Source organism: Psychrobacillus lasiicapitis (genome assembly GCF_006861795.1).
Taxonomy (GTDB): Bacteria; Bacillota; Bacilli; order Bacillales_A; family Planococcaceae; genus Psychrobacillus; species Psychrobacillus lasiicapitis.
On the sequence record NZ_VDGH01000006.1, the window covers coordinates 93,168 to 117,138 of the forward strand.

Sequence of the window (23,971 nt, forward strand, 5' to 3'; positions counted from 1 at the left end):
ATTGCTTTCAATGACTGTTTGATTGCTCTTATCCATTAACTGGAGAATAGTGCAGTGAGATACTAGCGGACACTAACAGAGCAATTTACCAAGCAAGCGCTATCCTATATTATGAACTTCCTTTAATGAAAATAATATTATTTATTAAAATAATTATGTTTGAATAATTTTACATATAAATATAAACATAGGAAAAAATATGTGAAGAAGTTCACTAAGACTTAAGCATTGACATTGAAATATACACCGTCTATAATTTTCAGAATATAAAGAAGATTAATTGTGTGGATCTGATCTTCCTTATAGAAAAGGGGAGCATTTTGATAAATCTAGAGGATAGGTGAGTGAGAAGATGGATTTGAGAACACGTGCATTGAATTTGCATCGAGAGAGTAAAGGGAAGTTGGAGTTAGTAGCAAAGGTCCCAATGGGAAGCAGGGAGGATTTAAGTTTAGCTTATTCCCCGGGAGTAGCAGAGCCTTGTTTAGAGATAAAAAATGACCCCTCCACTATTTATGAATACACAGCAAAAGGAAATCTTGTCGGTGTAGTAACTGATGGTACTGCTGTTTTAGGACTCGGGGATATTGGGCCAGAAGCCGCTTTACCTGTGATGGAAGGAAAAGCAATCCTTCTTAAAAGATTTGCAAATGTCGATGCCTTCCCAATTTGTCTGGATACAAAAAGTGTTGATGAAATTGTCCAAATTGTAAAAGCTTTAAGCCCAACCTTTGGTGCGATTAACTTAGAAGATATTTCTGCACCACGTTGCTTTGAAATAGAGGATCGCCTTCGTGCGGAGCTTAATATCCCAGTATTTCATGATGACCAGCATGGGACTGCGATTGTAGTAGGGGCTGGACTTCAAAATGCAGTAAAGCTTGTAAATAAACAAATACCAGCACTTAAAGTAGTGATTAACGGCGCTGGCGCAGCAGGAATGGCTATTTTACGCATTTTACAACAACTAGGCTATCGTGAAATTATTATGTGCGATTCTACAGGAATTATTTATGAAGGTCGAGCAGAAGGAATGAACTCGGTAAAAGCAATGATTGCAAGCAGTACGAATCCATATAATCTAAAAGGTTCTTTGCAGGATGCAATGGAAGGTGCAGATGTATTTATCGGTGTTTCTGTAGCTAATCTTTTGACAAAAGATATGATCGATTCGATGAATAATGACCCGATTATTTTTGCTTTGGCAAATCCAAACCCAGAGGTGGCTTATGATTTAGCAAAAGAGTGGGGAGTAAAGGTTATTGCAACTGGTCGCTCTGATCATCCGAACCAAGTAAATAATGTGCTAGCCTTCCCAGGTATTTTTAGAGGGGCATTAGATGTAAGAGCAACTGATATCAATGAAGATATGAAACTAGCGGCTGTCCATGCAATTGCATCTCTTATTGAAGAGGATGAGATTAGAGAGGATTATATTATTCCAGATCCGTTTAATGAACAGGTTGTGGAGGTAGTAGCAAAGGCAGTAAGTGAAGCGGCTATCGAGTCAGGAGTTTCAACTTTATTTCAGCCTGTGTTAAGAGAAGTATAAGAAATTTTTTATGATTTAAATGGAAAATATTTGATTAAAATAACAATATTCGTATATTTTTAAAATATATGATACTACTAGATTCTGTGATAAAGATTATTTCAACATGCGTTCAAAAAATGTTCCTAGAGAAAAAGCCTCTACGGAACATTTTTGTTTCCTTCCATTCTTAGAAACTATTTACTCTTTCACACGTAAAAGTAAGTATAAGAGGAAATGGGGGTATTCGAATGGATATACGTGACTTTTATGTTTCATTAGAACCGAAAGCTGCGCTAGATATTTTGCAACAACATGTCGTGCAAGGTAGTATTTCAGGCACGCTTATAGATGTGTACGAACGAGTTATAGGCGAACATCAGGTTGTAGTATGCGTATTAGAGAAATATTATATGCGTACAAGCAATCGGGCTTCATTGACTATTACGATTGATAATTTAGAGAACAAAACAAAAGTACATGCTGCTTCTTCAGGAGCGGGATCAGGTGCTATTTTTCGCTTTGATTGGGGAGCGGGAGGCGACTTTGTAAATAGTGTAGAAAGGGCTCTTGGAGAATATATACTGTAAAAAAGTACATGGTTACAAGGAAGATTACTCGTAACCATGTACTTTTTTTTCTGTCGTATTTGAAGTTAATGCTGTTCTAGTATTTAAAACCTTCGTATAGTAGCTATGTAAAAACATTCCTAAAATAATAATACCAAGCCCTACTAAAGCAACCGGTGTAGGTAAGGGAATATGAAGAATGATCATTTCTCCGGCAATTACAAATAGTATTTCTGTCGACTGAGTTGCTTCTACAGCAGCCAACTTTCCTTGGTGGTTGCGGACACGATCCGTTGCCATAAAAAATAGAGTTGTAGCGACAACGCCAGAGCTAACAGCAACTATTAACGATTGTACAACCTGACTCGTAGAAGGGAGTCCAACTGTATATAACGCGAATACTACAAGTATAATCCAGGCGGGGAGGGAAGCAATTGTCATCCCAAGCACACGTTGAAATGTATCCAGCTTACCATCTAAATGCTCCATCATTTTACGATTACCTAGAGGGTAGGCAAATGCTGCCACTATTACAGGCAATATACCTAAAAAAACAACACTCATAGAAAGAGAGCCTGTATTTGGAATTTGGATAAGAATAATACCTATTAAAATGACAAATGAGATTAGTAGTGAAATGATTGGTATTTTTTGTTTAATCATCCGATCCTTTATTTTCACTGAGAAAAATGGGGCAAGTAACACGCCTGCAACGATGGTAAATTGCCACATTCCGGAGATTAACCAGCCCGGACCATAGCCGGCTGCAAATGTAAGTGGTGCATAAAACAAAACAAAGCCTACAAAACTCCATATAAGCCACGGAGCAGGAGCGGATCTTAGCTCTTTGAATGTAATAGCCAACCCTTTTCGATAAGAAACAATGATAAACAGAAAAGGTAACATAAAGAAGAAGCGGAGGGAGGAACTCCAAAGCCAGCTTCCTCCCGATACTTCCATCGAACGATTAAGAATAAACGTTACCGCAAAAAACAAAGAGGCAAGAATCCCCAGTAATATTTCCCGCATGCATTCACCTACTTATGCTTGTTTTTCAAAAGCTTGAATAATCCCTTTTACAACTTCTGTAGATTTTTCCATAACATCCACTGAAACGTATTCATACTTACCATGATAGTTTTCGCCACCAGTAAATACGTTAGGAGTGGGCATACCCATGTAAGAAAGCTGAGAACCGTCTGTACCGCCTCTAACTGGAATGATTAATGGCTCGATATTTAGTCCAACCATTACATCTCTAGCGACGTCTACGATTTCCATTACAGGCGTAATTTTCTCACCCATATTGTAGTATTGATCCTCTAGTTTAACGGAAATAGCGCCTTCTCCGTATTCTGCTTTAATTTTTTCGGCAGTATCTAGGAACAACTGCTTTTTCGCTTCGAACTTTTCACGATCATGATCGCGGATAATATAGCTAAGCTCTGTTTTCTCTACATCCCCATTGAAATTCATCAAGTGGATAAATCCTTCATAGCCTTCTGTTTTTTCAGGAACAGCGTCTACTGGCATATGCGATTGGAACTTCGTTGCGATTGTAATGGAGTTCACCATTTTATCTTTTGCAGAACCAGGATGCACACTAGTCCCATTGGTTACGACATGCGCACCCGCAGCGTTGAAGCTTTCGTATTGTAATTCACCAAGCGGACCGCCGTCCATCGTATAGGCGAATTTCGCTTCAAATTTTTCTACGTCAAATTTATGTGGTCCACGACCGATTTCTTCATCCGGGTTAAAGGCTACACGAATTTTGCCGTGTTTCACATCTGGATTTTGAACAAAGTATTCCATTGCCGTCATAATGATTGCAATCCCAGCTTTGTCATCTGCACCTAAAAGTGTTGTGCCATCTGTTGTTAAAAGTGTATGTCCAACATAGTTTGAAAGCTCTGGGAAGTCTTTCACAGACATCACGGTTGATTCATTTAACTTGATATCTTTTCCGTCATAATTATCAATACGCTGTGGGTTTACATTTTTACCAGTGTAGTCTGTAGCCGTATCCACATGTGCCAAAAATCCGATTGTCGGTATATCTTTATCCGTATTAGCAGGCAATGTAGCAAACAAATAGCCGTTTTCATCTAAAGTAATTTCTTCTAAGCCAATTTCCGCAAGTTCTTTCTCTAATACATGTAGCAAATCCCATTGACCTTCCGTTGAAGGGCAAGTAGTGCTTGCTGCGTCTGATTGTGTGTCTATTTTTGCATAACGAGTTAAACGCTCGATTAATGTTTCTTTCATGAAATGAGATCCCCTTTCAAATTAAAACGAATACTTCTATTTTAACAGATTCTTTCGACTTTCGGAATTATTACTGGTGCTAGGTACAGATAATAATTCATCCATAAAATTACAATTACAACTAAGTTGTTCATTTTTCCAACTAAACCTTCCAAATTTCCAACTAAACTCTCCGTTTTTCCAACTAAACCTAAACCCCACACAAAAAGGCTACCGAAATTGCCTCTTTTCGGTAGCCTTTACTTCAAAACTGTTCTTTTTCTTCTAGTATTTCTTCCGGTCGATCATACGTTACATACGTTCCGGCGATGAAATCATGAATTGCTCTTTTATCTTCACGGATTCCTACCATAAATGCACTGACAACTAGGGCAATTCCAAAGGTGAAGGCATATATGAGCCCCCCTACAAGAACGCGCAAGAGCATCGTTCCATAGCCGAGTTTCGTACCATCCACTTTTGCAATTCGAATACCTAAGATTTTCTTGCCTACTGTATATCCGGACCATAAAACAGGGACGATAAGGGTATAAACGATATTACCAACACTTGTAATAGGAGATTCATTCCAGTTTCCCACTATTAAGAAACTAATAAAAGTTAAAGGTATTCCAATGATTAATCCATCTAATAAACTAGCGGCAAACCGAGCCCAAAAACCAGCTGGATTCAATAATTCACTCCTTTACGCAATTATTATAATGCAGAGTCATCTACACTATTTAAATATTCTTCAATCGTGCCAACAACCGATTCCACACAACCATCCTCAAATGGGGAGATTAAATTCGCTTCCGCTACTAATTTAGTAAAAGATTTCGAACCTCCTAATTGACATAGATGTAAATAATCTTTCCATGCAGCCTCGTGGTCTTCTCTTGAACGCTTCCAGAACTGGAATGCACAAATTTGCGCTAATGTATAGTCGATATAATAAAACGGACTAGCGTAAATATGACCTTGACGTTGCCAGAAAGCACCTGCTTCTAAATAACTATTGCCATCATAATCACGATGAGGTAAATAGATTTCCTCAATTTTTTTCCAAGCAGCTTTTCGTTCCGCTGGAGTCATTTCTGGATTTTCATATACAGCGTGCTGGAATTCATCTACTGCAACTCCATAAGGTAAGAACAGAAGTCCGCTGCTTAAATGTGCAAATTTATATTTATCCGTTTGCTCTTTAAAGAACAATTCCATCCAAGGCCATGTGAAAAACTCCATACTCATCGAGTGAATTTCACAAGACTCAAATGTTGGCCAAATGTATTCTGGAATTCCAATATTGCGGCTCGTATACACTTGGAAAGCATGACCTGCTTCATGTGTTAACACATCGATATCACCCGAAGTTCCGTTAAAGTTAGAGAAAATAAATGGAGATTCATAGTCATCGATAAACGTACAGTATCCTCCAGATTCTTTCCCTTTCTTCGCAACTAAATCCATCAAATCGCGATCAATCATGAATTGGAAGAACTCTGCAGTTTCTGGAGAAAGCTCCTCATACATTTTCTTCCCGTTCTCTACAATCCACTCTGGAGAACCTTGTGGGGTAGCGTTTCCTGTCAAGAAGTTGAGTGATTCATCGTAAAACTTCATTTGCTCCACACCAATGCGTTTTGCTTGGCGTTCATATAGTTTAGTTGCTAAAGGAACAATATAATCACGTACTTGGTCACGGAACTTTTTCACCATTTCGGCATTGTAGTCGATACGATTCATACGTACATAGCCAAGTTCCACAAAGTTTTTATAACCTAACTTTGTCGCAATTTCATGACGAACTTTTACGAGTTGATCATAAATATCGTCAAATTTTTCTTCATGCTCTTGGAAGAAACCGAATCTAGCTTCTGTCGCTTTTTTGCGCACATCTCGGTCTGTCGATTCAGAGTAAGGCCCAAGCTGAGCAAGTGTTAACGTCTCTCCGTTAAACTCTACTTGCGCTGAAGCAACTAGCTTAGAGTAATCGGAAGATAGTTTGTTTTCCTTCTGCAAAAGCGAAATTACTTCAGAAGAAAATGCTTTAATTTGAAAATCAGCTAGATCAAATAATTGGCTGCCCCATTTGTTTTCTAGCTCTTGACGGAATGGTGAAGCTACAAGTGCTTTATAGTATTCCGTAACCAGTTCATCTACTTCAGGACTAATTTCATCAAAATAGTCCCGCTCTTTTTGATAATACTCATCGTTTGTATCAATTGATGCTCGAATGTACACCAAGTTGGCTTGAGTCGAAAAGTCATTGCGCAATGTGTTTAGTGTTTCAATTGCTTTACTTTGCTCTTCCATAGTAGAAGCTTCTTTAAATTTTACTAAAGCCTCGTTAAACTTTGCTTTGTCTTCTTCTAAATTCGGTCTTTTGTATTCATAGTCTTTAAATGTAACCACTGCTATTCTCCTCCCGGTCGCTTCTTCGAAATCCGAAACGTTTTCTATTTTATTGTTCAATATTTTCTGATATATTGCAACAACTATTTATAACTTGATATTTTATAGACGTTCGTATAAAATGTTTGTAAAATGATAAACGATGAATGGATGTGTTTGTATTATGGAGAATAACGAATTGTTTTGGAATGCCAACATAGAACAGTTGAAAGCGGGTTATATAGATGAAAAAGAAGCTTTTGTCTGTTTAGTGTGTGGTGCAAAAGTAGAAAAGGGGATTATTTATCCTTACCAGTCCGTTTTATTGGAAGCAGAGCGTTTTATGAAGCTACATCTTGAACAAGAGCATGGATCTATGTTTCAGTACCTCATTGGTTTAAACAAAAAACTAACTGGTTTAACGGATCATCAAAATAGCTTATTACGATTATTTTATGAAGGGAAAAGCGATGCAGAAATTCAAACCGAATTAAATATAGGTAGCAGCTCCACTATAAGAAACCATCGCTTCGTTTTAAAAGAAAAAGAGCGACAAGCGAAAATTTTCTTAACGCTCATGGAACTACTGAAGGAAAAAGACGACCATGCACCAGTGTTCTTGCCGCTTCATAAAAATGCAACAATGGTTGACGATCGTTATAACATAACGAAAGAAGAGCAAGAAGAAGTGGAAAAGAAATTTTTCTCAAAAGGCGTTAATGGTCCATTAGTAAAATTTCCGAAAAAAGAAAAGCAAAAGCTAGCCACATTACGCGTTATTATCAAGCGATTTGATCAAGAAAAGTCATACAGCGAAAAAGAGATAAATGAAGTACTCAAAAATGTATATGCAGACTTCGTCACTTTAAGACGTTATTTAATCGAATATGGATTTTTAGACCGTAAAGACGACGGTAGTGAATACTGGGTTAAAAATTAGTAGAAAAGGATTGATTAAAATGGAAAGAAAAAAAGAATTGAAACAAGCATACAAAGAAGTAAAGATAGAAAGCGGTATTTATACAATTACCAATAAACAAAACGGAAAAAAGTTTGTCGCTTCAACCCGGAACTTCAAAACACTTAACGGAACGAAATTCACACTTGAAAATGGTATGCACACAAATAAAGAGCTACAAGAAGAGTGGAACCAATATGGAAAAGAAGCATTTGAAATGGAACAAGTGGAAGTATTAAAAATGCCAGAAAATCAATTTTTGAATGAAAAGAAAGAACTAGAAAAGCTGTTAGATCAGTGGATGGATAAATTACAACCATACGGGGGGAAGGGGTATCATACGAAAAAAGCTTCCGAATAAGGGAAGCTTTTTTGAACAATAATATTACCAATCATTTTTCAAAACAATTTTTCCTATTGCTTTTCCTGACTCCATATACTCATGGGCTTCGGAGACTTCATCAAATGTAAAAACTTTGGAATCTAAAAGTGGGCGCAGCTTCCCTTCCTCCACTACCTTAGCAACCTTCTTCAAAATTTCCCCGTTATGTTTATGCATATCTTCATTTAATATTTTCAACAACATAAAAGTAATATGGAGAGAAAGTCCCTTCGAGTGCATAGGGGAGAGGTCATGAGTCGAACGAGCAGCAATGGCTGTTACCGTTCCATGTAGTGCTGCCGCTTCGAATGAGCGATCAAGGTTTTCACCTCCCACAGTGTCAAAGACGAGGTCAAACCCTTTCCCGTTTGTATACTTTTGTACATAGTCGTTAACGCTTTCTTCTCGATAATTGATCGTTGTATCTGCGCCAAGGAGAGTACCAATCTCTAGCTTCTCTTGTGAAGAGGCAGTAGTATAGACTTTCGCGCCTGCCCATTTGGCTAGTTGAATGGCGATATGCCCTACTCCTCCAGTAGCTCCGTGAATTAGGATGTCTTGCCCAGGTACTAGCTTTGCCCGATTAAATAATGCTTCCCAAGCGGTGATGGAAACCAGTGGTAAAGCCGCGGCTTCTTCCATCGTCAAATTTTTCGGCTTATGAGCAAGTAGGTCAACATCTGCCAGGATAAACTCAGCAAGAGCACCACCAGACGTACCTTTAAATCCACCCGCACATCCAAACACTTCATCGCCAATTTTAAAATCGGTCACTCCTTCACCTACTGCACATACCAAACCAGCCACATCTCCGTGTAATACTGCTGGCAATTCCGGTGCTACGGCTGGAACTGCACCAGCTCGGACTTTCGTATCAATAGGATTAACACTTGTAGCCTTTACTTGAACAAGTACATGTCCAGGTTTTAGTTCAGGTTTTGAAATCTCTTTATACTGAAATACAGAAGGTTCACCAAAAGATTGAATAACTTGCGATTTCATACTAGTCACTCCTTGTAATTTGTTTTACCTAATATTAGAAAAATTCAACGCTAATTAGTTATATTCCAACATATGAATAGTTAGAAAAGAAAAAATTTTTAGTTTTCACTTACAAAATCAATGATACTTTATAGAGTATAAAATTAATAGTAGGCCCATTTTTGTAAAAGAGTATAAATTTATTTATCCACTTTATTTAGGAAACCAGATAAATAATTGCGAACGCTAAAAAAACTCCGAACATAAGCCCGGAGTCATTTCCCTACAATATAAGTCTTCAAAAGCGCAGCCCTTTCACGCAACCGCACTTTTGCCTCCACCACTTCTGGCGTTTCCGCAGCTACAACATCCGTATCCCAACCGATCTTACTAGCAAGCATTTTCGCTCGGTGTAAATGATAATCACTCGTAATAATTGTTACTGAATCCACCTCGTCCGGTAGTAGTTGCTGTGAAAACTTTAAATTCTCGTAAGTGGAAGTTGACTGTTTTTCCACGATAATTCGTTCCTCGGCTATCCCATTTTCCAAAAGAAAATTTTTCATGACGATCGCTTCCTCTATATCTTCATCAGGACCTTGTCCGCCAGATACAACAAGTTTTACATGGGGATTCTCTACAGCATATGCGAGCGTCGCTTCCAAACGGTAATGAAGTGAAAGGGAAGGGACATTTCCTTTCTTCACTTTTGCACCGAGCACGATTGCGTATTCATTGGATCCATCTGCTTTTGGCTCCAGCCCGTCATCTAGCCATTTACTCGTGACCATCCACATACCAAATCCGCCTGAAACAACTACTAACAAAGGAATAAGCACGATCCACCTCATTTTTTTCTTCATTGCATTCACACGGACGGCTTCTTTTTCTTCAAGAAGGCGGATATCCTTGGTTCTTCTTTACGGACTAGACGACGAAAATTTTCGATATGTAAAACAACTGCCATGACAAATAAAAACCCGGCTATAGCAATAGGTGCCACTCCTTTTGCAAACCAAATGGAAGCAACGATAAATACTGCATAAAAAACAAATACACCAATCAATAAAAAGTCCGTTAAAAAAGTCGTACCTATTAATAATAAAAGTCCGATAAGTCCAATTGGCCAATAAATAGCAAATAAAATACCAATAATTGAAGCAGTCCCTTTCCCACCTTTAAACCCAGTGTAAACCGGGAAGTTATGTCCTAAAATAACAGCAGCCCCAGCTAAATAAAGCAATAAATCCTGTTCCGCAGCAGAAAAAGTACCGTATTGCTGTATGCAAAAGCGAATGCCGATAATAACGAGAACACCTTTTAAAATATCTATTAGAGCAACTAGAATACCATATTTCATACCTAGGACAATTGCCGCGTTAGAGGCACCAGAGTTTTTAAGACCTTCCTTCTTTATGTTGACACCGCTAATAAATTGTGCAACTTTCGAACCATGGATTGCTCCGACTAAGTAGCTAATAATTAATATAGTCAAAATCCAAACTGCCATCATTTCACCTCCGAGTCAAATAACTACAATACATTAAACGTTCAACTATCAAAGAAGTTTCAGAATTTTTTAGAAAAACACTTGACGAACAGATTCATAGAATCTTATACTTTGTATCAAGATGGAAAACTAAATCTAATACTCTTATCAAGAGTGGCGGAGGGAATAGGCCCTGCGATGCCCGGCAACCACCGAGTTCTAAACTCGGAAAGGTGCTAATTCCTACAAATTCATTTACATGAATTTGGAAGATAAGAGGAGGAACATGCGAAACTGCACCCCTCTTCTTAATCGAAGTGGGGTTTTTGTTTGTCCTAAATATCTTTCCCCGTTTCCCACTGCGTCCATCTAAACTATTTTCTAGGAGGAATTCAAAATGACAAATCTTCAAAAAGAAACAGTTCTTTTGCATGGCGGTCAGCAACCAGATCCAGTAACAGGTTCTCGAGCGGTACCTATTCACAAAACGACTTCTTATGTGTTTCGCGATACGGAGCATGCACAAAATCTTTTTGCATTAAAAGAAACGGGTAATATTTACTCTCGTATTATGAATCCGACTGTCGATGTTTTTGAACAACGAGTAGCGCTTCTTGAAGGTGGAACAGCAGCAGTTGCAGTATCTTCGGGTATGGCAGCCATTGCGTTCTCGATTTTGAATATTGCGGGAGCAGGGGACGAAATAATCGCAGCAGAAAATTTATACGGCGGTACATTTAATTTATTCGCACATACATTGCCTCGTTACGGCATTACGGTAAAATTTGTTGATGCCAATAATCCGGAAAATTTCCGAGCTGCAGTGTCGGATAAAACAAAAGGCTTCTTTGCAGAAACGATCGGAAATCCGAGTTTAAACATACTAGATATAGAAAAAGTGGCAGCCATCGCGAATGAAGTAGGAGTTCCGCTTTTAATAGATAACACATTCGCTACTCCATATGGAACGAACCCGATTAAGCATGGCGCTCATGTGGTAATCCATTCCGCTACGAAATGGATTGGCGGACATGGAACAACGATTGGTGGAATTGTAGTAGACGGAGGAAACTTCGACTGGAACTCCGATAAATTCCCTGGATTTACAGAGCCGGACGTAACATACCACGGTTTACGTTATGGGATCGATGTACCGAACGTAGCTTTTGCGATTAAATTACGTGTGCAGCTTTTACGTGATTTCGGTCCGTCATTAAGCCCTGAAGCCGCTTTTTCATTTTTACAGGGGTTAGAAACACTGCATCTTCGAGTGCCTAAACACAATGAAAATGCACAAAAAATTGCAGAGTTCTTAGTGAAACATGAAGGCGTAGAATGGGTGAACTATTTAGGATTGGAAGATCATCCTTCTCATGAGCTGGCGAAAAAGTATTTACAAAACGGCTTCGGCTCTATTTTAAACTTTGGTGTAAAAGGTGGAAAAGAAGCAGGGCAACGTATTATTGATAATATTGAAATTTGGTCGCATGTAGCTAATGTTGGAGATGCCAAATCATTAATCATTCACCCAGCATCTACAACACATCAACAGCTAACACCAGAAGATTTAGTGAAAACAGGTGTTACAGAGGATCTAATCCGCTTGTCTGTAGGGTTAGAGGCGGTAGAGGACTTACAAAATGCTTTGGATAAAGTACTTGTGGAAAAAACAAATGTCCTCTCTAGATAGAATTTTGTTGTTAATTGGGCTGAAATAGTCTACAATATGTAAAAAGCTCAATTGTGCAGATTTAGTTGGAGGAGAAAGTATGGCGAAAATAAAAGCAGCAATCTTAGGTTTTGGAACAGTCGGCCAAGGGATCTATCATATTGTCAATGAAAAAAAAGAAGACTTAAAAAAATCGCTAGGATTGGATATTGAAATTAGCGCTATTCTTGTCAATAACTTAGCAAAAGAAAGAATAGCAACACCTGGTGTGCTAGTGACAGATAACTTCGAGGACATCATTAATATCCCAGGTTTACAAGTAGTTTTTGAAGCGATCGTCAATGAAGAACCAGCGTATAGCTATTTATGTCGAGCAATCGATAAAGGATGTCATGTTATTACAGCAAATAAAGTGATGTTCTCCAAGTACAGCATTCCTCTACAAGAACGTGCAAAATCACGAGGTGTATTTGTGGGGTACGAAGCAACTACAGCTGGTGGAGTTCCAGTTATTAAAACATTGAAAAATTTGCTTCAAGTCAATTCAGTGAAGAAAATTCAAGGAATTTTAAATGGAACGTCGAATTACATCTTAACGCAAATGCGTTTAGATGAATGCCAGTTTGAAGAGGCTTTAAAAGAAGCACAGCTTCTAGGATATGCAGAAGCAGATCCATATAATGATGTCTCTGGTCAAGATGCATTCCGTAAACTGATGATTTTAAGTGCGCTTGCTTTTGGTAAACAGCCAAACTGGAGCGATGTAAAAGTAGTTGGTATTGATGAAATTTCACTAGAGGATGTTAGAAAAGCAAAACAAGAAGGGCTTCGTTATCGCCATGTCGCAGAAATCGAACAAGACGAAAATGGAGAGCTATTTGCATCGGTTGGACCGCAACTTGTAGGTCCGGATCATCCTTTATATGCGATTGAGGGAGTAAACAACGCTGTATCATTAGATACAAATTATATCGGCACACTGACATTAGTAGGACCGGGAGCGGGAATGTATCCAACTGCAAGTGTCATGGTAGAAGACTACGCAGAAATTATTGGTAAGCGAGCAGGATTTTTTATTACGATTTAATACAAAAAAATGACTTCGACAATTTGTGTCGAAGTCATTTTTGATATGCATTTAAATGCTAATCCTCGTCTTTCACATCAATATCATCCGGAATGGGTGTGTTTCGCCATTCGTCAATTTGGCGTTTTAACTCTTCTACTTGCTCTAAATGTGTTTGGAATTGTGCACTATTCACGTAATAGTCTTCTCCATCGAAGATTGCACGAATCTTTTTTTCAGCAATATAACGTTTCACTTGTTCAATAGGCATAGATAAATAATTCGCAGTCTCTTCTACTGTCATATACATGGGGAATGCCTCCTATCTATATAAGTATAAGATACGATAGTCACTATCTCAATATGTGCTATATGGAAAGTGAAATGAGAATTTTCAAGAGGGGTGATGGGTTTGTCTGTAATACCATACATATTCGTATTACTTGGGGCTGTTTTATGGGGGACAACAGGGACGGCGCAAACGTTTTTACCAGAAAATGCGCATCCTTTCGTTATTAGTGCAGGACGTTCAGCGGTCGGTGGTTTTTCATTGTTAATCGCGATGATTCTTTTAAAGAAAATAAAGTTTAAGAGTTGGCCTTGGAAAGAAACGATTTATGCAGCGATTTGTATATCGCTTTTTCAATTATTGTTTTTTTCGTCTGTTAAATTGACAGGAGTGGCAATTGCGAGCGTTGTCGCCATCGGAAGTGCCCCTGTATTTTCAGGATTAATCGAGTGGTTATTTTTAAAATTGAGACCATCAAAAATTTGGGGAATCTCCACCACTTTCGCGTTACTAGGATGCATTTTTTTGTTTATGAATAAAGGGGAAATTACAATCAATCCAGTTGGGGTCATGTATTCGCTTATTGCAGGGATTGGATTTGCTATATATACGATGTCTAGTAAATCACTTTTACAAAAGGAAGAAGCCATTCCTGCGGTGGCGATGACATTTTCGGTTAGCGCTGTTTTCTTATTACCGTTTTGGTTTTTGTATGATGTTAGCTGGCTACAGAACGGTGGAAATGTAGGAATCATCTTTTACTTAGGGCTTGCGACGACGAGTGTGGCATATGTGTTATATGGAAGAGGATTGAATAAAATTCCCTCTTCCTCTGCGTTAACACTATCGCTTGCTGAACCGACGACCGCTGCATTGCTAGGAGTATTTATAGTTGGAGAGATACTAAGTGCAACTTCGTGGATCGGTATTTTGTTGCTGCTTGGTAGTATTGTTGTTCTAACGGTTGGTAGTAGATCGACGAAGCAAATACCTGTTAATAGTTGAATAGGAAAAAGAGCTATCTCCGGTGAGATAGCTCTTTTTCCTTAAAAGCCTAAGGCATTTCGAATATCTGCCGTATAGGTCTGACTTACTGGAAGTTCTGTTCCATCTTGGAGTAATACTAGTAAATTAGAGGAAAAATCTCGTATGATTCGATCGATAAAAGAAACATTTACAATATAGGAGCGGTGAATGCGTAAAAAGGATTCGGGTAGTCGTTGTTGTAGTTCTTTCAGTGGAATATTCGTTTTGTAAGGCTCTTTACCAGCGTAAAACCATGTTTTTTTCTGAAGACTTTCCATATAGGCAATTTTTTCGATTGGTATTGGCCGCCATTCTTCTTCTTGTTTACCGGTTAAAAAACGATAGGGGGTTTGGTGGACTAGTGAATAGTTAGGAGGCAATATAACAACCAGTGCCCCGGTTTCTCCTAAAATATCGATTGGATAGGCGATACCATAATAAGGAACGTTTAGAATTTTATCTTCCACTACTCCTTCTGTTCTACAACAGGTTTGCATCACTATTTCTGCAATGCTTCCTTCCTTAACCTTCTGTCCTCTTTGGAGTTGCAAGTCTTGGTTCCCAGCAACGTAATAAACATACTCTCCCCTTAATGCGATAGCGATTGAGGCCCCTTTTGGAATCCAATCTTCCAATAATCCCGCATACTTCTTTAACTGGTCCTTCGATATTTCCATCCATTTCCCTCCCATGTAAAAATTCGTTGTTCATCCGTCATATTTACATTTCATCCTTAAAAAATAGTCGTTTATCGAAAAGTCTATGCAAAATTCTGATAATTGTTATATAGTAGATTACAAGAAAAAGAACTGTTATGGAACAGTATAAAAGTAACGTTTTTAACAGTTTAATAAATTAAATGAAGAGAGGATGCTGAATATGTTAACTAGACAGGAACAAATCGAACAATTGCGTACGGAGTGGGATCAAGAGAATCGCTGGAAGGGGATTGAAAGGCCTTACTCACCGGAAGAAGTGATAAAGCTGCGTGGTTCCTTACAAATCGAACATACATTAGCTCGAAAAGGTGCGGAACGTTTATGGAATTCCTTACACAAGGAAGATTTTATTAATGCGCTTGGAGCCCTCACAGGAAATCAGGCAGTACAACAAGTAAAAGCAGGACTTCAAGCGATTTACTTAAGCGGCTGGCAAGTTGCAGCAGATGCGAACCTATCCGGACAAATGTATCCAGACCAAAGCCTTTATCCGGCAAACAGTGTACCAGCGGTTGTAAAACGTATTAACCAAGCATTACAACGTGCCGATCAAATTGATCAAGCGGAAGGGCGAGAAGATCATTTCGATTGGTTTGCGCCGATTGTTGCAGATGCAGAAGCTGGATTTGGTGGACCATTAAATGTATTTGAGCTAATGAAAGGCATGATTGAAGCTGGAGCTGCAGGTGTTCACCTAGAAGATCAGTTAGCGTCTGAAAAGAAATGTGGTCATCTCGGTGGAAAAGTATTGCTACCTACACAAAACGCGATTCGTAATTTAATTGCTGCTCGTTTAGCGGCAGACGTATCTGGTGTTCCAACTGTATTAATCGCACGCACAGATGCGGACGCAGCAGATATGGTCACAAGTGATATTGACCCACGAGATGCAGAGTTTATAACAGGAGAAAGAACACCAGAAGGATTTTTCCGCACTAAACCGGGCATTGAGCAAGCAATTGCACGTGGCTTAGCATATGCACCTTATGCGGATCTTATATGGTGTGAAACGTCGCATCCAAGTCTAGAAGAAGCTAAACAGTTTGCTGACGCAATTCATGCACAATTTCCTGGGAAATTACTTGCATATAACTGTTCACCTTCATTCAACTGGAAAGCAAACTTAGATGATGAAACGATTGCAAAATATCAAGTGGAGTTAGGGAAAATGGGCTACAAATTCCAGTTCGTTACATTAGCAGGCTTCCATGCATTAAACCATAGCATGTTTGAGCTAGCGCATGACTACAAAACAAATGGAATGGCTGCTTACTCGAAGCTTCAACAAGCAGAATTTACGAATGAAGCAAAAGGATACACAGCGACGAAGCATCAACGTGAGGTTGGTACTGGCTACTTTGATGAAATTTCACAAGTAATTTCTGGAGGAACTTCATCTACGACAGCGATGAAAGGTTCTACAGAAGTAGCACAATTTATATAATCAATCATGGGGATGGGAGGTTATTGATAAATGGAACAAACAACCGCTAAAAAGATTGAAATAGTTGGAAAAGAAACAGATGCAAGTAGAGAAATTTTAACACCAGAAGCATTAGATTTCATAGCATCCATTCATCGCTTGTTTAATGAAAGAAGAAAAGAGCTTCTAGAAACGAGGGAAGAACGACAAAAACGGTTAGATAATGGAGGAACATTAGATTTCTTACAAGAAACTAAGGCCATTCGAGAAGGGGACTGGACAATTGCTCCACTTCCAGACGATTTAAAAGACCGCCGAGTAGAAATTACTGGACCAGTTAATCGTAAAATGGTTATAAATGCTTTAAATTCAGATGCAAAAACATTTATGGCTTGTTTCGAGGATGCCACTTCACCGACTTGGGAAAATATGATAGAAGGTCAAGTGAATATGCGCGATGCCGTTCGAAAAACGATTTCATTTAAACAAGACAATGGAAAAGAATATAACTTAAAAGAACATACAGCTGTTTTAATGGTTCGTCCTAGAGGTCTCCATTTGCTTGAGAAACATGTGCTTATTGATGGGGAACAGATTACAGGTAGCTTCTTCGATTTCGGATTGTATTTTTTCCATAATGTGAAGGAATTATTAGCTTGTGGAACTGGTCCTTACTTTTACTTGCCAAAGCTCGAGAGTCATCTTGAAGCAAGGTTATGGAATGATATTTTCGTTTTTGCCCAAAAGGAATTAGACGTTCCAAATGGGACGATTAAGGCAACCGTATTAATCGAAACAATAATGGCAGCTTTTGAAATGGATGAAATTTTATATGAGCTGCGAGATCATTCGGCTGGACTAAACTGTGGACGTTGGGATTATATTTTCAGTTATATTAAACGTCTTCGCAATCAACCAGATGTAATTTTACCGGATCGTAGTCAAGTGACGATGACCTCGCCATTTATGCGAGCGTATACACAACTTTGCGTGCAAACATGTCATCGTAGAAATGCTCCGGCAATCGGTGGGATGGCAGCTCAAATTCCGATTAAAGGTGACGGAGCGGCGAATGAAGCGGCATTTGCAAAAGTACGAGAAGACAAACGTAGAGAAGCAACCGATGGGCATGATGGAACATGGGTAGCGCATCCTGGTCTGGTGCCTGTAGCATTAGGAGAATTTGATGAACATATGCCTACGCCTAATCAGATTCATCGTAAACGTGAGGATGTGCAAGTGGTAGCTGGGGATTTATTGGAAGTCCCGCAAGGCTCCATTACAGAGGAAGGCTTGCGTCTAAATTGTAGTGTAGGGGTTCAATATATAGCCTCATGGTTACGTGGAAACGGAGCTGCACCGATCAATCATTTAATGGAAGATGCTGCTACTGCTGAAATTTCTCGAACGCAAGTATGGCAATGGATTCGTCATCCAGAAGGAAAACTAGAAGATGGTCGTAAAGTTACGGAAAGCTTGGTACGTCAAATTTTGCAAGAAGAATTAGATAAGCTGGTAAAAATATTTGGCAGCGAAAACTATACAAATGGAAGATACAACGAAGCAGCCGAGCTTTTCCTTTCCTTAATAAGTGAACAAGAATTTGTTGAATTTCTCACATTACCAGGCTATGAAAAATTATAGGAGGTGATTTGCATGAAAACAACTACTCAAGAGGCAAATACAAAGCATTGTCGTGAATGTGGATGTGAAATTCATGAAAAAGTAGAGTCATCCCTTTACGAATGTGAACGTTGCATCGGCATGAATGAAGAATAACTTTGTATATGAAAACCCTATCCTTCTTTTATCAGGGAGGATAGGGTTTTTTAGGATTTAAGAAATGATAAATTTTTTGACTGGTGGTGGACTGGAAGTTTGCTCTGTTTGGAGAAGCGTCCGCTCGACTCCTGCGAGTAAGAAACAACGGAGTGAATGACAGGTGAAATAAAATGCAATTAGCAACATTTTCTTGTTGTAAAAAGAACATACGTTTCATATACTAATTAAAAAGGAGAGAACGTTTGTGCGTATTATGTTAGAGAAATATTTTAATCGAGGACAGCATGTGGAATTAATATACCTATCTAAAACGAACGAAATTAGCAGGAGAAGAGTTAAAATACTCAAGGTGCAGGATAGCTCTTTTCAAGCATATTGCTTTAAAAAGAAGGCAAAACGAACATTTCTTATAACGAACGTATTAGCAATCGCTCCTGTTAGTCCAAAAGAAAGCAAGGTGATCTAGGTGGATTTTGATAAAGCAATGGATAGTCTAGATTTATCAAAAGTACGGGATCGAGGAAGCAAAAAGTGGGTTGCAATGATGCTGCCAGAACACGTTAAACTTCTTAGAGAATACATGGAAGAACAAAAGAAGGCTCCTCGTCCAGATCTAGATGAGTGGGATTTAGATATCATTCAAGAAAATATTCAATTAGCGATGAAACGAAATGTAGAAGTAGAAATAAAAACGTGGCGAAACGGAGCTTTCCATACTCACCTAGGAAAGGTAACTTGGGTGGATATAAACAGAAGAACAATTGAAATGGAAGACGTTTTCAACTCATTCACCTTACAACTAGATGAAATCGTGGATGTAACGATACTATTATGAACGAATAGACGTAAAACAAACCACCAACCATTTTATGGCAGGTGGTTTAATTGATGACTAAGCCTTTACGGGACTGAATTCATGAACCCACACAGTCATTTGAGGTAACCATGGCATACCCGGATGATAAGACAGGATGGATTGTTTATAGTCTTCTACCGATTCGAACCCTTCTTGCTGTGCATGCGCATCCGTCAACTCACCAAGCGTTTGAATATAGACGGCGTCAATAACGAAAGACTGACCATTAAAATCCATTATTTCCCCTACATCTGCATAGCGTCCATTACGTCGAGTAGCAGTTTTCTTCCCTTGTAATACTAATTCAATATCGGATTCTTTCGTAATTAATCGTTCAACTGAACATGTCTTTGGAGGTAAATTTGTTTTTTCAGAATTTGTCATGTATAGCCCACCTTGTTAAAATAATTTTACATTGCTATTTATACCTAAGTGTATACGTTAGAGGCATTGTGGACTATGGTTATAAAAGAGTATTTTTTAGTTGGGAGAATCAGTATAGACTCGGTCTCGTGTAAATGGCTCTGACACAACTAGATGAGCAAGTGTAACAGGTGATTTGCCTTCCCTTTCAAAATATATTTCCTCTAACTCGGGAAAGTTATCAAAAAAGGAATGTACAATTGTCCCGATGAACATATTTTCCCCGGCACTTCCCTGTACATTATTTAATCCACTGTCCATATTTAATATTAGCTTTGTGTTATTATCCTCGAATCGATAATCAATTAATCCCACATCAAGCACCATTATTTCTTCAAAAATTTGACGGACTACATCTACTGAAGGATCAATAGTTATTTCATATGGTTCTACATATTCTGCATTTGCATCCGCTTGGTAGACAGTAATTTTTTCTGTTGTTACAGTGCTTTCAGGCTCTTTATTTCCAACCCACTCATAAGCTACCTCTTCTTTTTGTTCACTTAGTTCATCAGAAGTAGACCACGCGATGAGTGTATAGGAACCGGCGGGTACTTCTGCTAACTCTGTTTGTAACTCAAGTGGAATGACTAATTCTTCACTTGGTTTTAATATTTTTTCTTGTAGCATTAACGTAAATGTTTTATTCGCTGAATACGTATAAACGATATTATTTTCTTGGTCTAAAAGCTGATATTCAATTTCCTGTCCACTTGGATATGTTAAGCTCTTTTCAACTTCTGTATCATTTTTAATCGTAAAGGAAGCATTGCCATCCTCCTTCACTTCTAATTTAGTCGAAATAGTTTTGTCTTCCTGCGGTTGCGGGTCTCCACCTGTAGCAGGATCTCCATTACTTGTTCCACAGCTCGCCAGGAGCAAAATGATGAAAATCGAACACACGCCCCAAATAAGCTTTTTCATAGAATCACTCCTTTATAGGATTAGACTGTTTACTTTTTAGAAAGTTACATATTAATTTCTTAAGAAATTCTTCATAATTATCCTTCTGAAATGTTAAGAAATGAACGGTACAATAAGAAACATAAGAAAGAAAAAAGGAAGGCATCCTAAGTGCGCCACATCCTGTGGCAATGGCTGCATAACCCGCATCGTGCGGGCCAATGGGAGGTAAGCAAATGACGCAGTTTACAGTGTTAGTGACAGACGATGACCAGGACATTCGAGACGGCATCGAAATTTACTTGAAAAATGAAGGCTATAACGTATTGAAAGCCGCGGATGGGCTAGAAGCATTGCAATTAATAGAAGAAAATGAAGTGCATGTCATTGTATTAGATATTATGATGCCGAAAATGGATGGGATAGCAGCGACATTTAAAATACGAGAGCAAAGAAATATACCCATTATTATGCTTAGTGCGAAAGCAGAGGATTCGGACAAAATTCATGGACTATCCGTCGGAGCAGATGATTATGTGACTAAACCTTTCCACCCAATGGAACTGGTAGCACGCGTGAAGTCGCAACTTCGACGTTATACAAAGCTTGGTACGTATCAGGGACAACAACAGGCGATCATTGAAGTCGATGGACTGATGTTAAATAAAGAAGCAAAAGAACTCACGGTAGAAGGCGTACCAGTGAAATTGACGCCAATTGAATTTAAAATCACCGAACTTCTGATGATGAACGCAGGACGAGTATTCTCTATTAATGAAATATACGAACGTGTCTGGCATGAACCTGCCTATAACGCAGAGAACATCGTAGCGGTACATATCCGAAAAATACGCGAAAAAATAGAAGCAGATCCGAAAAACCCAAGATATGTGAAGGTGGTGTGGGGAGTTGGCTATAAAATCGACAAGTAAATGGAGTTTACTATTGTCTATTTTAGCAATTGCGTGCGGCATCATTTGTCTAACTTACTGTCTAGCTAACTGGCTGCCACTAATCGAAATTAAAGAAAGCTTTGTTCAAATTATCCAAAATATGAAAGGAGGAGTTGCGGAATGAAGCATGCAATTGGAAGAAATATATTACTTAGTGCATTGGCAGTAATTACCTTATTGGGTCTGTTTACACTAATTGGACAAGGAAGAAACTTTATCGGTACAAGCTATTTCGATAGTGATGACTTTGAATGGCAGTTGGCTGAACTGGAAGAATCCATTGTTCCATTAGTGTTAGCACCGCCAGATAAAGAAGAAGTGAAGAAAAAAATTACGGTGACTCCAGAAGAAATAGAGGAATATCGCTTTCGATATGGAGACCTAGAAAGTCAATTGAATTCGATTAGAAATCAATACCAAAGTGAAACAGGGGAAACAACAACAGAAACAGCAACAGATGCTGCAACAGAAGAAACAACAACCGTAGAAACACCGAATGATGCTTTACTTGCAGAGCGCGATAAAAAGTTAGCAGACATCACGAAAAACTTCACAGATGACAGCTATGTAGAAAAAAAGATTCGAGCAGAAAAAGAAGCAGAAGTAGACAACTATTACAAAGCTGTCGAATATGCAAAAAATGATTTATTAAGTCAGCAAGAGGACTTTGTATATGAGTTAAAAAATGTCGAAACTGGAGAGCGTTTTACAAACGGAGAAATAAACTCGAAAAACGCATTTAAAAAAGAATATTCTAGTAAATATGGCCATTTAAGAAAGCGCACAGTTTATCAACAAGTGAATGAAAGTGGACTGGTCACGGACATAATGGGGAATCCATTTGCACGCTTTGAAGGAACTGTTGCTATTCCAGAAGCTAGTATTTTGAGTGGGCATAGAGCTAATGAATATAAAAACTTTTTAACAAACCAACGTATGTTTTATGGGGTAGTCGTAGCAGGGATTTTAGCTGCAGTCGCATTTACTCTATTGTGGAGAAAAAATAGCGAAACATTTCGAGATAAGCGCAGGGAAGAAAAATATCGCCAGTTGCCGATTGATGTAAAATTAGCATTCTTCCTCATTAGTATTTTGACGGCATTTATTACTATGGTGATTTTAGAGGATTTCGTATTATATAGAGACTATGACATGCAAATAATCACATTTATTTTTGCAGTATTTTTTACAGCATTCACGTTATATCAATGGAAGTGGATGCGTGCAGGCTTTGGCACAGTAGATTGGAAAAAGAGCTTTACTTATAGCTGGGGACAATCATTACAAGGGTTTTTCTTGAAGCAATCTATCGGGCTTCAAACGTTACTTATGCTAATCGTCATATTCTTCTGGGGTGTTGGAACATTACTTGTACTTATGATACCAGTAGCATTGATCGTGTGGATACCGGCGACTTTATTGATAGGAATTCCAGTACTCGTTGTTTTAATGTCGAGAATGGCGTACTTAAACCGTATCTTCGTGAGAACAGAGGAAATGGCAAAAGGCGTCGTTGGAAATGAGATTGAAGTAAAAGGAAAATCGGAATTTGCAGAGTATGCTAAACGTTTAAATGAAATACGCAGTCTTATCAAATCTTCTCACTCCGAGCAAGCAAAAAGTGAGCGATTAAAAACAGAGCTGATCACAAATGTAAGCCATGATTTGCGCACACCATTAACATCCATCATTACGTATACAGACTTGTTAAAAAATCCAAGCATAACAGATGAAGAGCGAGCATCCTATATTGCCATTTTGGATAAAAAATCGATGCGTTTGAAAACACTGATCGAGGATTTATTCGAAGTGTCGAAAATGGCATCAGGCAATATCGAGTTAGATAAACGGAAAGTCGATTTAACCCAATTATTGCAACAAGCCATAGCCGAACACCAAGAAGACATTGATAAATCCGGTCTAGAATATCGCGTAGCTATCGGCACAAAGCCAATCATGGCCTATGTCGATGGACAAAAATGGTGGCGAGTGCTGGATAATTTAATCATCAACACATTGAAATACGCACTCCCAAATACAAGAGTATATATCAACTTAGATCAAGTGAACGGTGAAGCTGTTTTCGTCATCAAAAATATTGCAAAATATGAACTAGGCAATGATGTAAATGAATTAACTGAGCGATTCAAACGAGCAGATACATCGCGCCATACAGACGGATCTGGTTTAGGTCTTGCGATTGCACAATCTATCGTGGATTTACACGGTGGCAGTTTGCGAATGGAAGTAGACGGAGATTTATTCAAAGTGACAGTGAAAATTGAAGTGATTTAACGAAAAGCGGGGAATC

General features: G+C 38.6%; 26 protein-coding genes and 1 riboswitch. Of the genes, 15 read left to right on the forward strand and 11 right to left on the reverse strand.

The window, feature by feature from the left end; genetic code table 11:
• The first annotated feature begins 352 nt into the window (after positions 1-352).
• Both FG382_RS11240 and FG382_RS11245 read left to right on the forward strand, forming a co-directional pair.
• Entirely contained in the window at positions 353-1,552 is a 1,200-nt protein-coding gene (locus FG382_RS11240; protein WP_142538979.1) for an NAD(P)-dependent malic enzyme, read from the forward strand.
• A 230-nt stretch (positions 1,553-1,782) separates the two neighbouring features.
• A complete protein-coding gene (locus tag FG382_RS11245; RefSeq protein WP_142538980.1) occupies positions 1,783-2,121 on the forward strand; it encodes a DUF6054 family protein in 339 nt (112 codons plus the stop codon).
• 24 nt (positions 2,122-2,145) lie between these two features.
• Here FG382_RS11245 and FG382_RS11250 read toward each other — a convergent pair whose 3' ends face one another.
• The 4 genes from FG382_RS11250 to FG382_RS11265 form a co-directional block, all read right to left on the reverse strand.
• Positions 2,146-3,129 carry a DMT family transporter gene (locus FG382_RS11250; protein ID WP_142538981.1) on the reverse strand — a complete coding sequence of 328 codons (984 nt, stop codon included), beginning with the start codon at positions 3,127-3,129 and terminating at the stop codon, positions 2,146-2,148.
• Positions 3,130-3,141: 12 nt separating this feature from the next.
• Positions 3,142-4,368: a peptidase T gene (pepT, locus tag FG382_RS11255; RefSeq protein WP_142538982.1), complete on the reverse strand. Its 1,227-nt coding sequence runs from the start codon at positions 4,366-4,368 to the stop codon at positions 3,142-3,144.
• A 244-nt stretch (positions 4,369-4,612) separates the two neighbouring features.
• A complete protein-coding gene (locus tag FG382_RS11260; protein ID WP_142538983.1) occupies positions 4,613-5,041 on the reverse strand; it encodes an RDD family protein in 429 nt (142 codons plus the stop codon).
• A gap of 23 nt (positions 5,042-5,064) precedes the next feature.
• Positions 5,065-6,762, reverse strand: a complete 1,698-nt coding sequence (locus FG382_RS11265) for a M3 family oligoendopeptidase (protein WP_142538984.1) — start codon at positions 6,760-6,762, stop codon at positions 5,065-5,067.
• Between the two features lie 163 nt (positions 6,763-6,925).
• Between FG382_RS11265 and FG382_RS11270 the strand changes: the two genes are divergently transcribed.
• Both FG382_RS11270 and FG382_RS11275 read left to right on the forward strand, forming a co-directional pair.
• Positions 6,926-7,681 carry a DUF2087 domain-containing protein gene (locus FG382_RS11270; protein WP_142538985.1) on the forward strand — a complete coding sequence of 252 codons (756 nt, stop codon included), beginning with the start codon at positions 6,926-6,928 and terminating at the stop codon, positions 7,679-7,681.
• Positions 7,682-7,700: 19 nt separating this feature from the next.
• Entirely contained in the window at positions 7,701-8,060 is a 360-nt protein-coding gene (locus tag FG382_RS11275; protein WP_142538986.1) for a GIY-YIG nuclease family protein, read from the forward strand.
• A 24-nt stretch (positions 8,061-8,084) separates the two neighbouring features.
• On the opposite strand, the gene FG382_RS11280 is transcribed toward FG382_RS11275, so the two are convergent.
• From FG382_RS11280 to FG382_RS11290, 3 genes are all read right to left on the reverse strand, one after another.
• A complete protein-coding gene (locus FG382_RS11280; protein ID WP_142538987.1) occupies positions 8,085-9,083 on the reverse strand; it encodes a zinc-dependent alcohol dehydrogenase family protein in 999 nt (332 codons plus the stop codon).
• Positions 9,084-9,337: 254 nt separating this feature from the next.
• Positions 9,338-9,925: a YdcF family protein gene (locus tag FG382_RS11285; protein ID WP_142539170.1), complete on the reverse strand. Its 588-nt coding sequence runs from the start codon at positions 9,923-9,925 to the stop codon at positions 9,338-9,340.
• Positions 9,926-9,930: 5 nt separating this feature from the next.
• A complete protein-coding gene (locus tag FG382_RS11290; RefSeq protein ID WP_142538988.1) occupies positions 9,931-10,572 on the reverse strand; it encodes a glycerol-3-phosphate acyltransferase in 642 nt (213 codons plus the stop codon).
• A gap of 141 nt (positions 10,573-10,713) precedes the next feature.
• A riboswitch (SAM riboswitch) is annotated at positions 10,714-10,830 on the forward strand.
• A gap of 118 nt (positions 10,831-10,948) precedes the next feature.
• Between FG382_RS11290 and FG382_RS11295 the strand changes: the two genes are divergently transcribed.
• The gene (locus FG382_RS11295) at positions 10,949-12,241 is read left to right on the forward strand and encodes an O-acetylhomoserine aminocarboxypropyltransferase/cysteine synthase family protein (RefSeq protein WP_142538989.1); all 1,293 of its coding nucleotides are present in this window, start codon (positions 10,949-10,951) and stop codon (positions 12,239-12,241) included.
• Positions 12,242-12,320: 79 nt separating this feature from the next.
• On the forward strand, positions 12,321-13,307 hold the full coding sequence (locus FG382_RS11300; RefSeq protein WP_142538990.1) for a homoserine dehydrogenase: 987 nt from the start codon (positions 12,321-12,323) through the stop codon (positions 13,305-13,307).
• A 58-nt stretch (positions 13,308-13,365) separates the two neighbouring features.
• On the opposite strand, the gene FG382_RS11305 is transcribed toward FG382_RS11300, so the two are convergent.
• Positions 13,366-13,596: an excisionase family DNA-binding protein gene (locus tag FG382_RS11305; RefSeq protein WP_142538991.1), complete on the reverse strand. Its 231-nt coding sequence runs from the start codon at positions 13,594-13,596 to the stop codon at positions 13,366-13,368.
• Positions 13,597-13,692: 96 nt separating this feature from the next.
• On the opposite strand from FG382_RS11305, the gene FG382_RS11310 reads away from it, so the two are divergent.
• The gene (locus tag FG382_RS11310) at positions 13,693-14,580 is read left to right on the forward strand and encodes a DMT family transporter (protein WP_188713326.1); all 888 of its coding nucleotides are present in this window, start codon (positions 13,693-13,695) and stop codon (positions 14,578-14,580) included.
• A gap of 41 nt (positions 14,581-14,621) precedes the next feature.
• Here FG382_RS11310 and FG382_RS11315 read toward each other — a convergent pair whose 3' ends face one another.
• Positions 14,622-15,278 (reverse strand): LytR/AlgR family response regulator transcription factor, encoded by a 657-nt coding sequence (locus FG382_RS11315; RefSeq protein ID WP_229677387.1) that lies wholly within the window; start codon positions 15,276-15,278, stop codon positions 14,622-14,624.
• 202 nt (positions 15,279-15,480) lie between these two features.
• Here FG382_RS11315 and aceA point away from each other — a divergent pair, with 202 nt between their 5' ends.
• The 5 genes from aceA to FG382_RS11335 all read left to right on the forward strand — a co-directional run bounded on the left by aceA (position 15,481) and on the right by FG382_RS11335 (position 19,360).
• Entirely contained in the window at positions 15,481-16,764 is a 1,284-nt protein-coding gene (aceA, locus tag FG382_RS11320) for an isocitrate lyase (RefSeq protein ID WP_142538994.1), read from the forward strand.
• 30 nt (positions 16,765-16,794) lie between these two features.
• Positions 16,795-18,387, forward strand: a complete 1,593-nt coding sequence (aceB, locus tag FG382_RS11325) for a malate synthase A (protein ID WP_142538995.1) — start codon at positions 16,795-16,797, stop codon at positions 18,385-18,387.
• A 12-nt stretch (positions 18,388-18,399) separates the two neighbouring features.
• Entirely contained in the window at positions 18,400-18,522 is a 123-nt protein-coding gene (locus FG382_RS22960; protein WP_188713325.1) for a YhfH family protein, read from the forward strand.
• Between the two features lie 247 nt (positions 18,523-18,769).
• Positions 18,770-18,991, forward strand: coding sequence for a transcriptional regulator (locus FG382_RS11330; protein WP_373287610.1), 222 nt, complete (start codon positions 18,770-18,772; stop codon positions 18,989-18,991).
• Positions 18,992-19,360, forward strand: a complete 369-nt coding sequence (locus FG382_RS11335; RefSeq protein ID WP_142538996.1) for a YolD-like family protein — start codon at positions 18,992-18,994, stop codon at positions 19,358-19,360. It abuts the gene before it with no gap.
• 57 nt (positions 19,361-19,417) lie between these two features.
• On the opposite strand, the gene FG382_RS11340 is transcribed toward FG382_RS11335, so the two are convergent.
• Both FG382_RS11340 and FG382_RS11345 read right to left on the reverse strand, forming a co-directional pair.
• The gene (locus tag FG382_RS11340; RefSeq protein ID WP_142538997.1) at positions 19,418-19,765 is read right to left on the reverse strand and encodes an ASCH domain-containing protein; all 348 of its coding nucleotides are present in this window, start codon (positions 19,763-19,765) and stop codon (positions 19,418-19,420) included.
• A 96-nt stretch (positions 19,766-19,861) separates the two neighbouring features.
• A complete protein-coding gene (locus tag FG382_RS11345; protein WP_142538998.1) occupies positions 19,862-20,728 on the reverse strand; it encodes a BsuPI-related putative proteinase inhibitor in 867 nt (288 codons plus the stop codon).
• Between the two features lie 215 nt (positions 20,729-20,943).
• Between FG382_RS11345 and FG382_RS11350 the strand changes: the two genes are divergently transcribed.
• From FG382_RS11350 to FG382_RS11355, 3 genes are read left to right on the forward strand one after another with little or no spacing between them, the layout of a single operon-like run.
• Entirely contained in the window at positions 20,944-21,639 is a 696-nt protein-coding gene (locus FG382_RS11350; RefSeq protein WP_142538999.1) for a response regulator transcription factor, read from the forward strand.
• On the forward strand, positions 21,617-21,784 hold the full coding sequence (locus tag FG382_RS22640; protein WP_170206495.1) for a hypothetical protein: 168 nt from the start codon (positions 21,617-21,619) through the stop codon (positions 21,782-21,784). Before FG382_RS11350 ends, FG382_RS22640 begins: the two co-directional genes overlap by 23 nt.
• Entirely contained in the window at positions 21,781-23,955 is a 2,175-nt protein-coding gene (locus FG382_RS11355) for a histidine kinase dimerization/phospho-acceptor domain-containing protein (protein WP_142539000.1), read from the forward strand. The genes FG382_RS22640 and FG382_RS11355 overlap by 4 nt, the downstream gene beginning before the upstream one ends.
• Positions 23,956-23,971 lie beyond the last annotated feature (16 nt).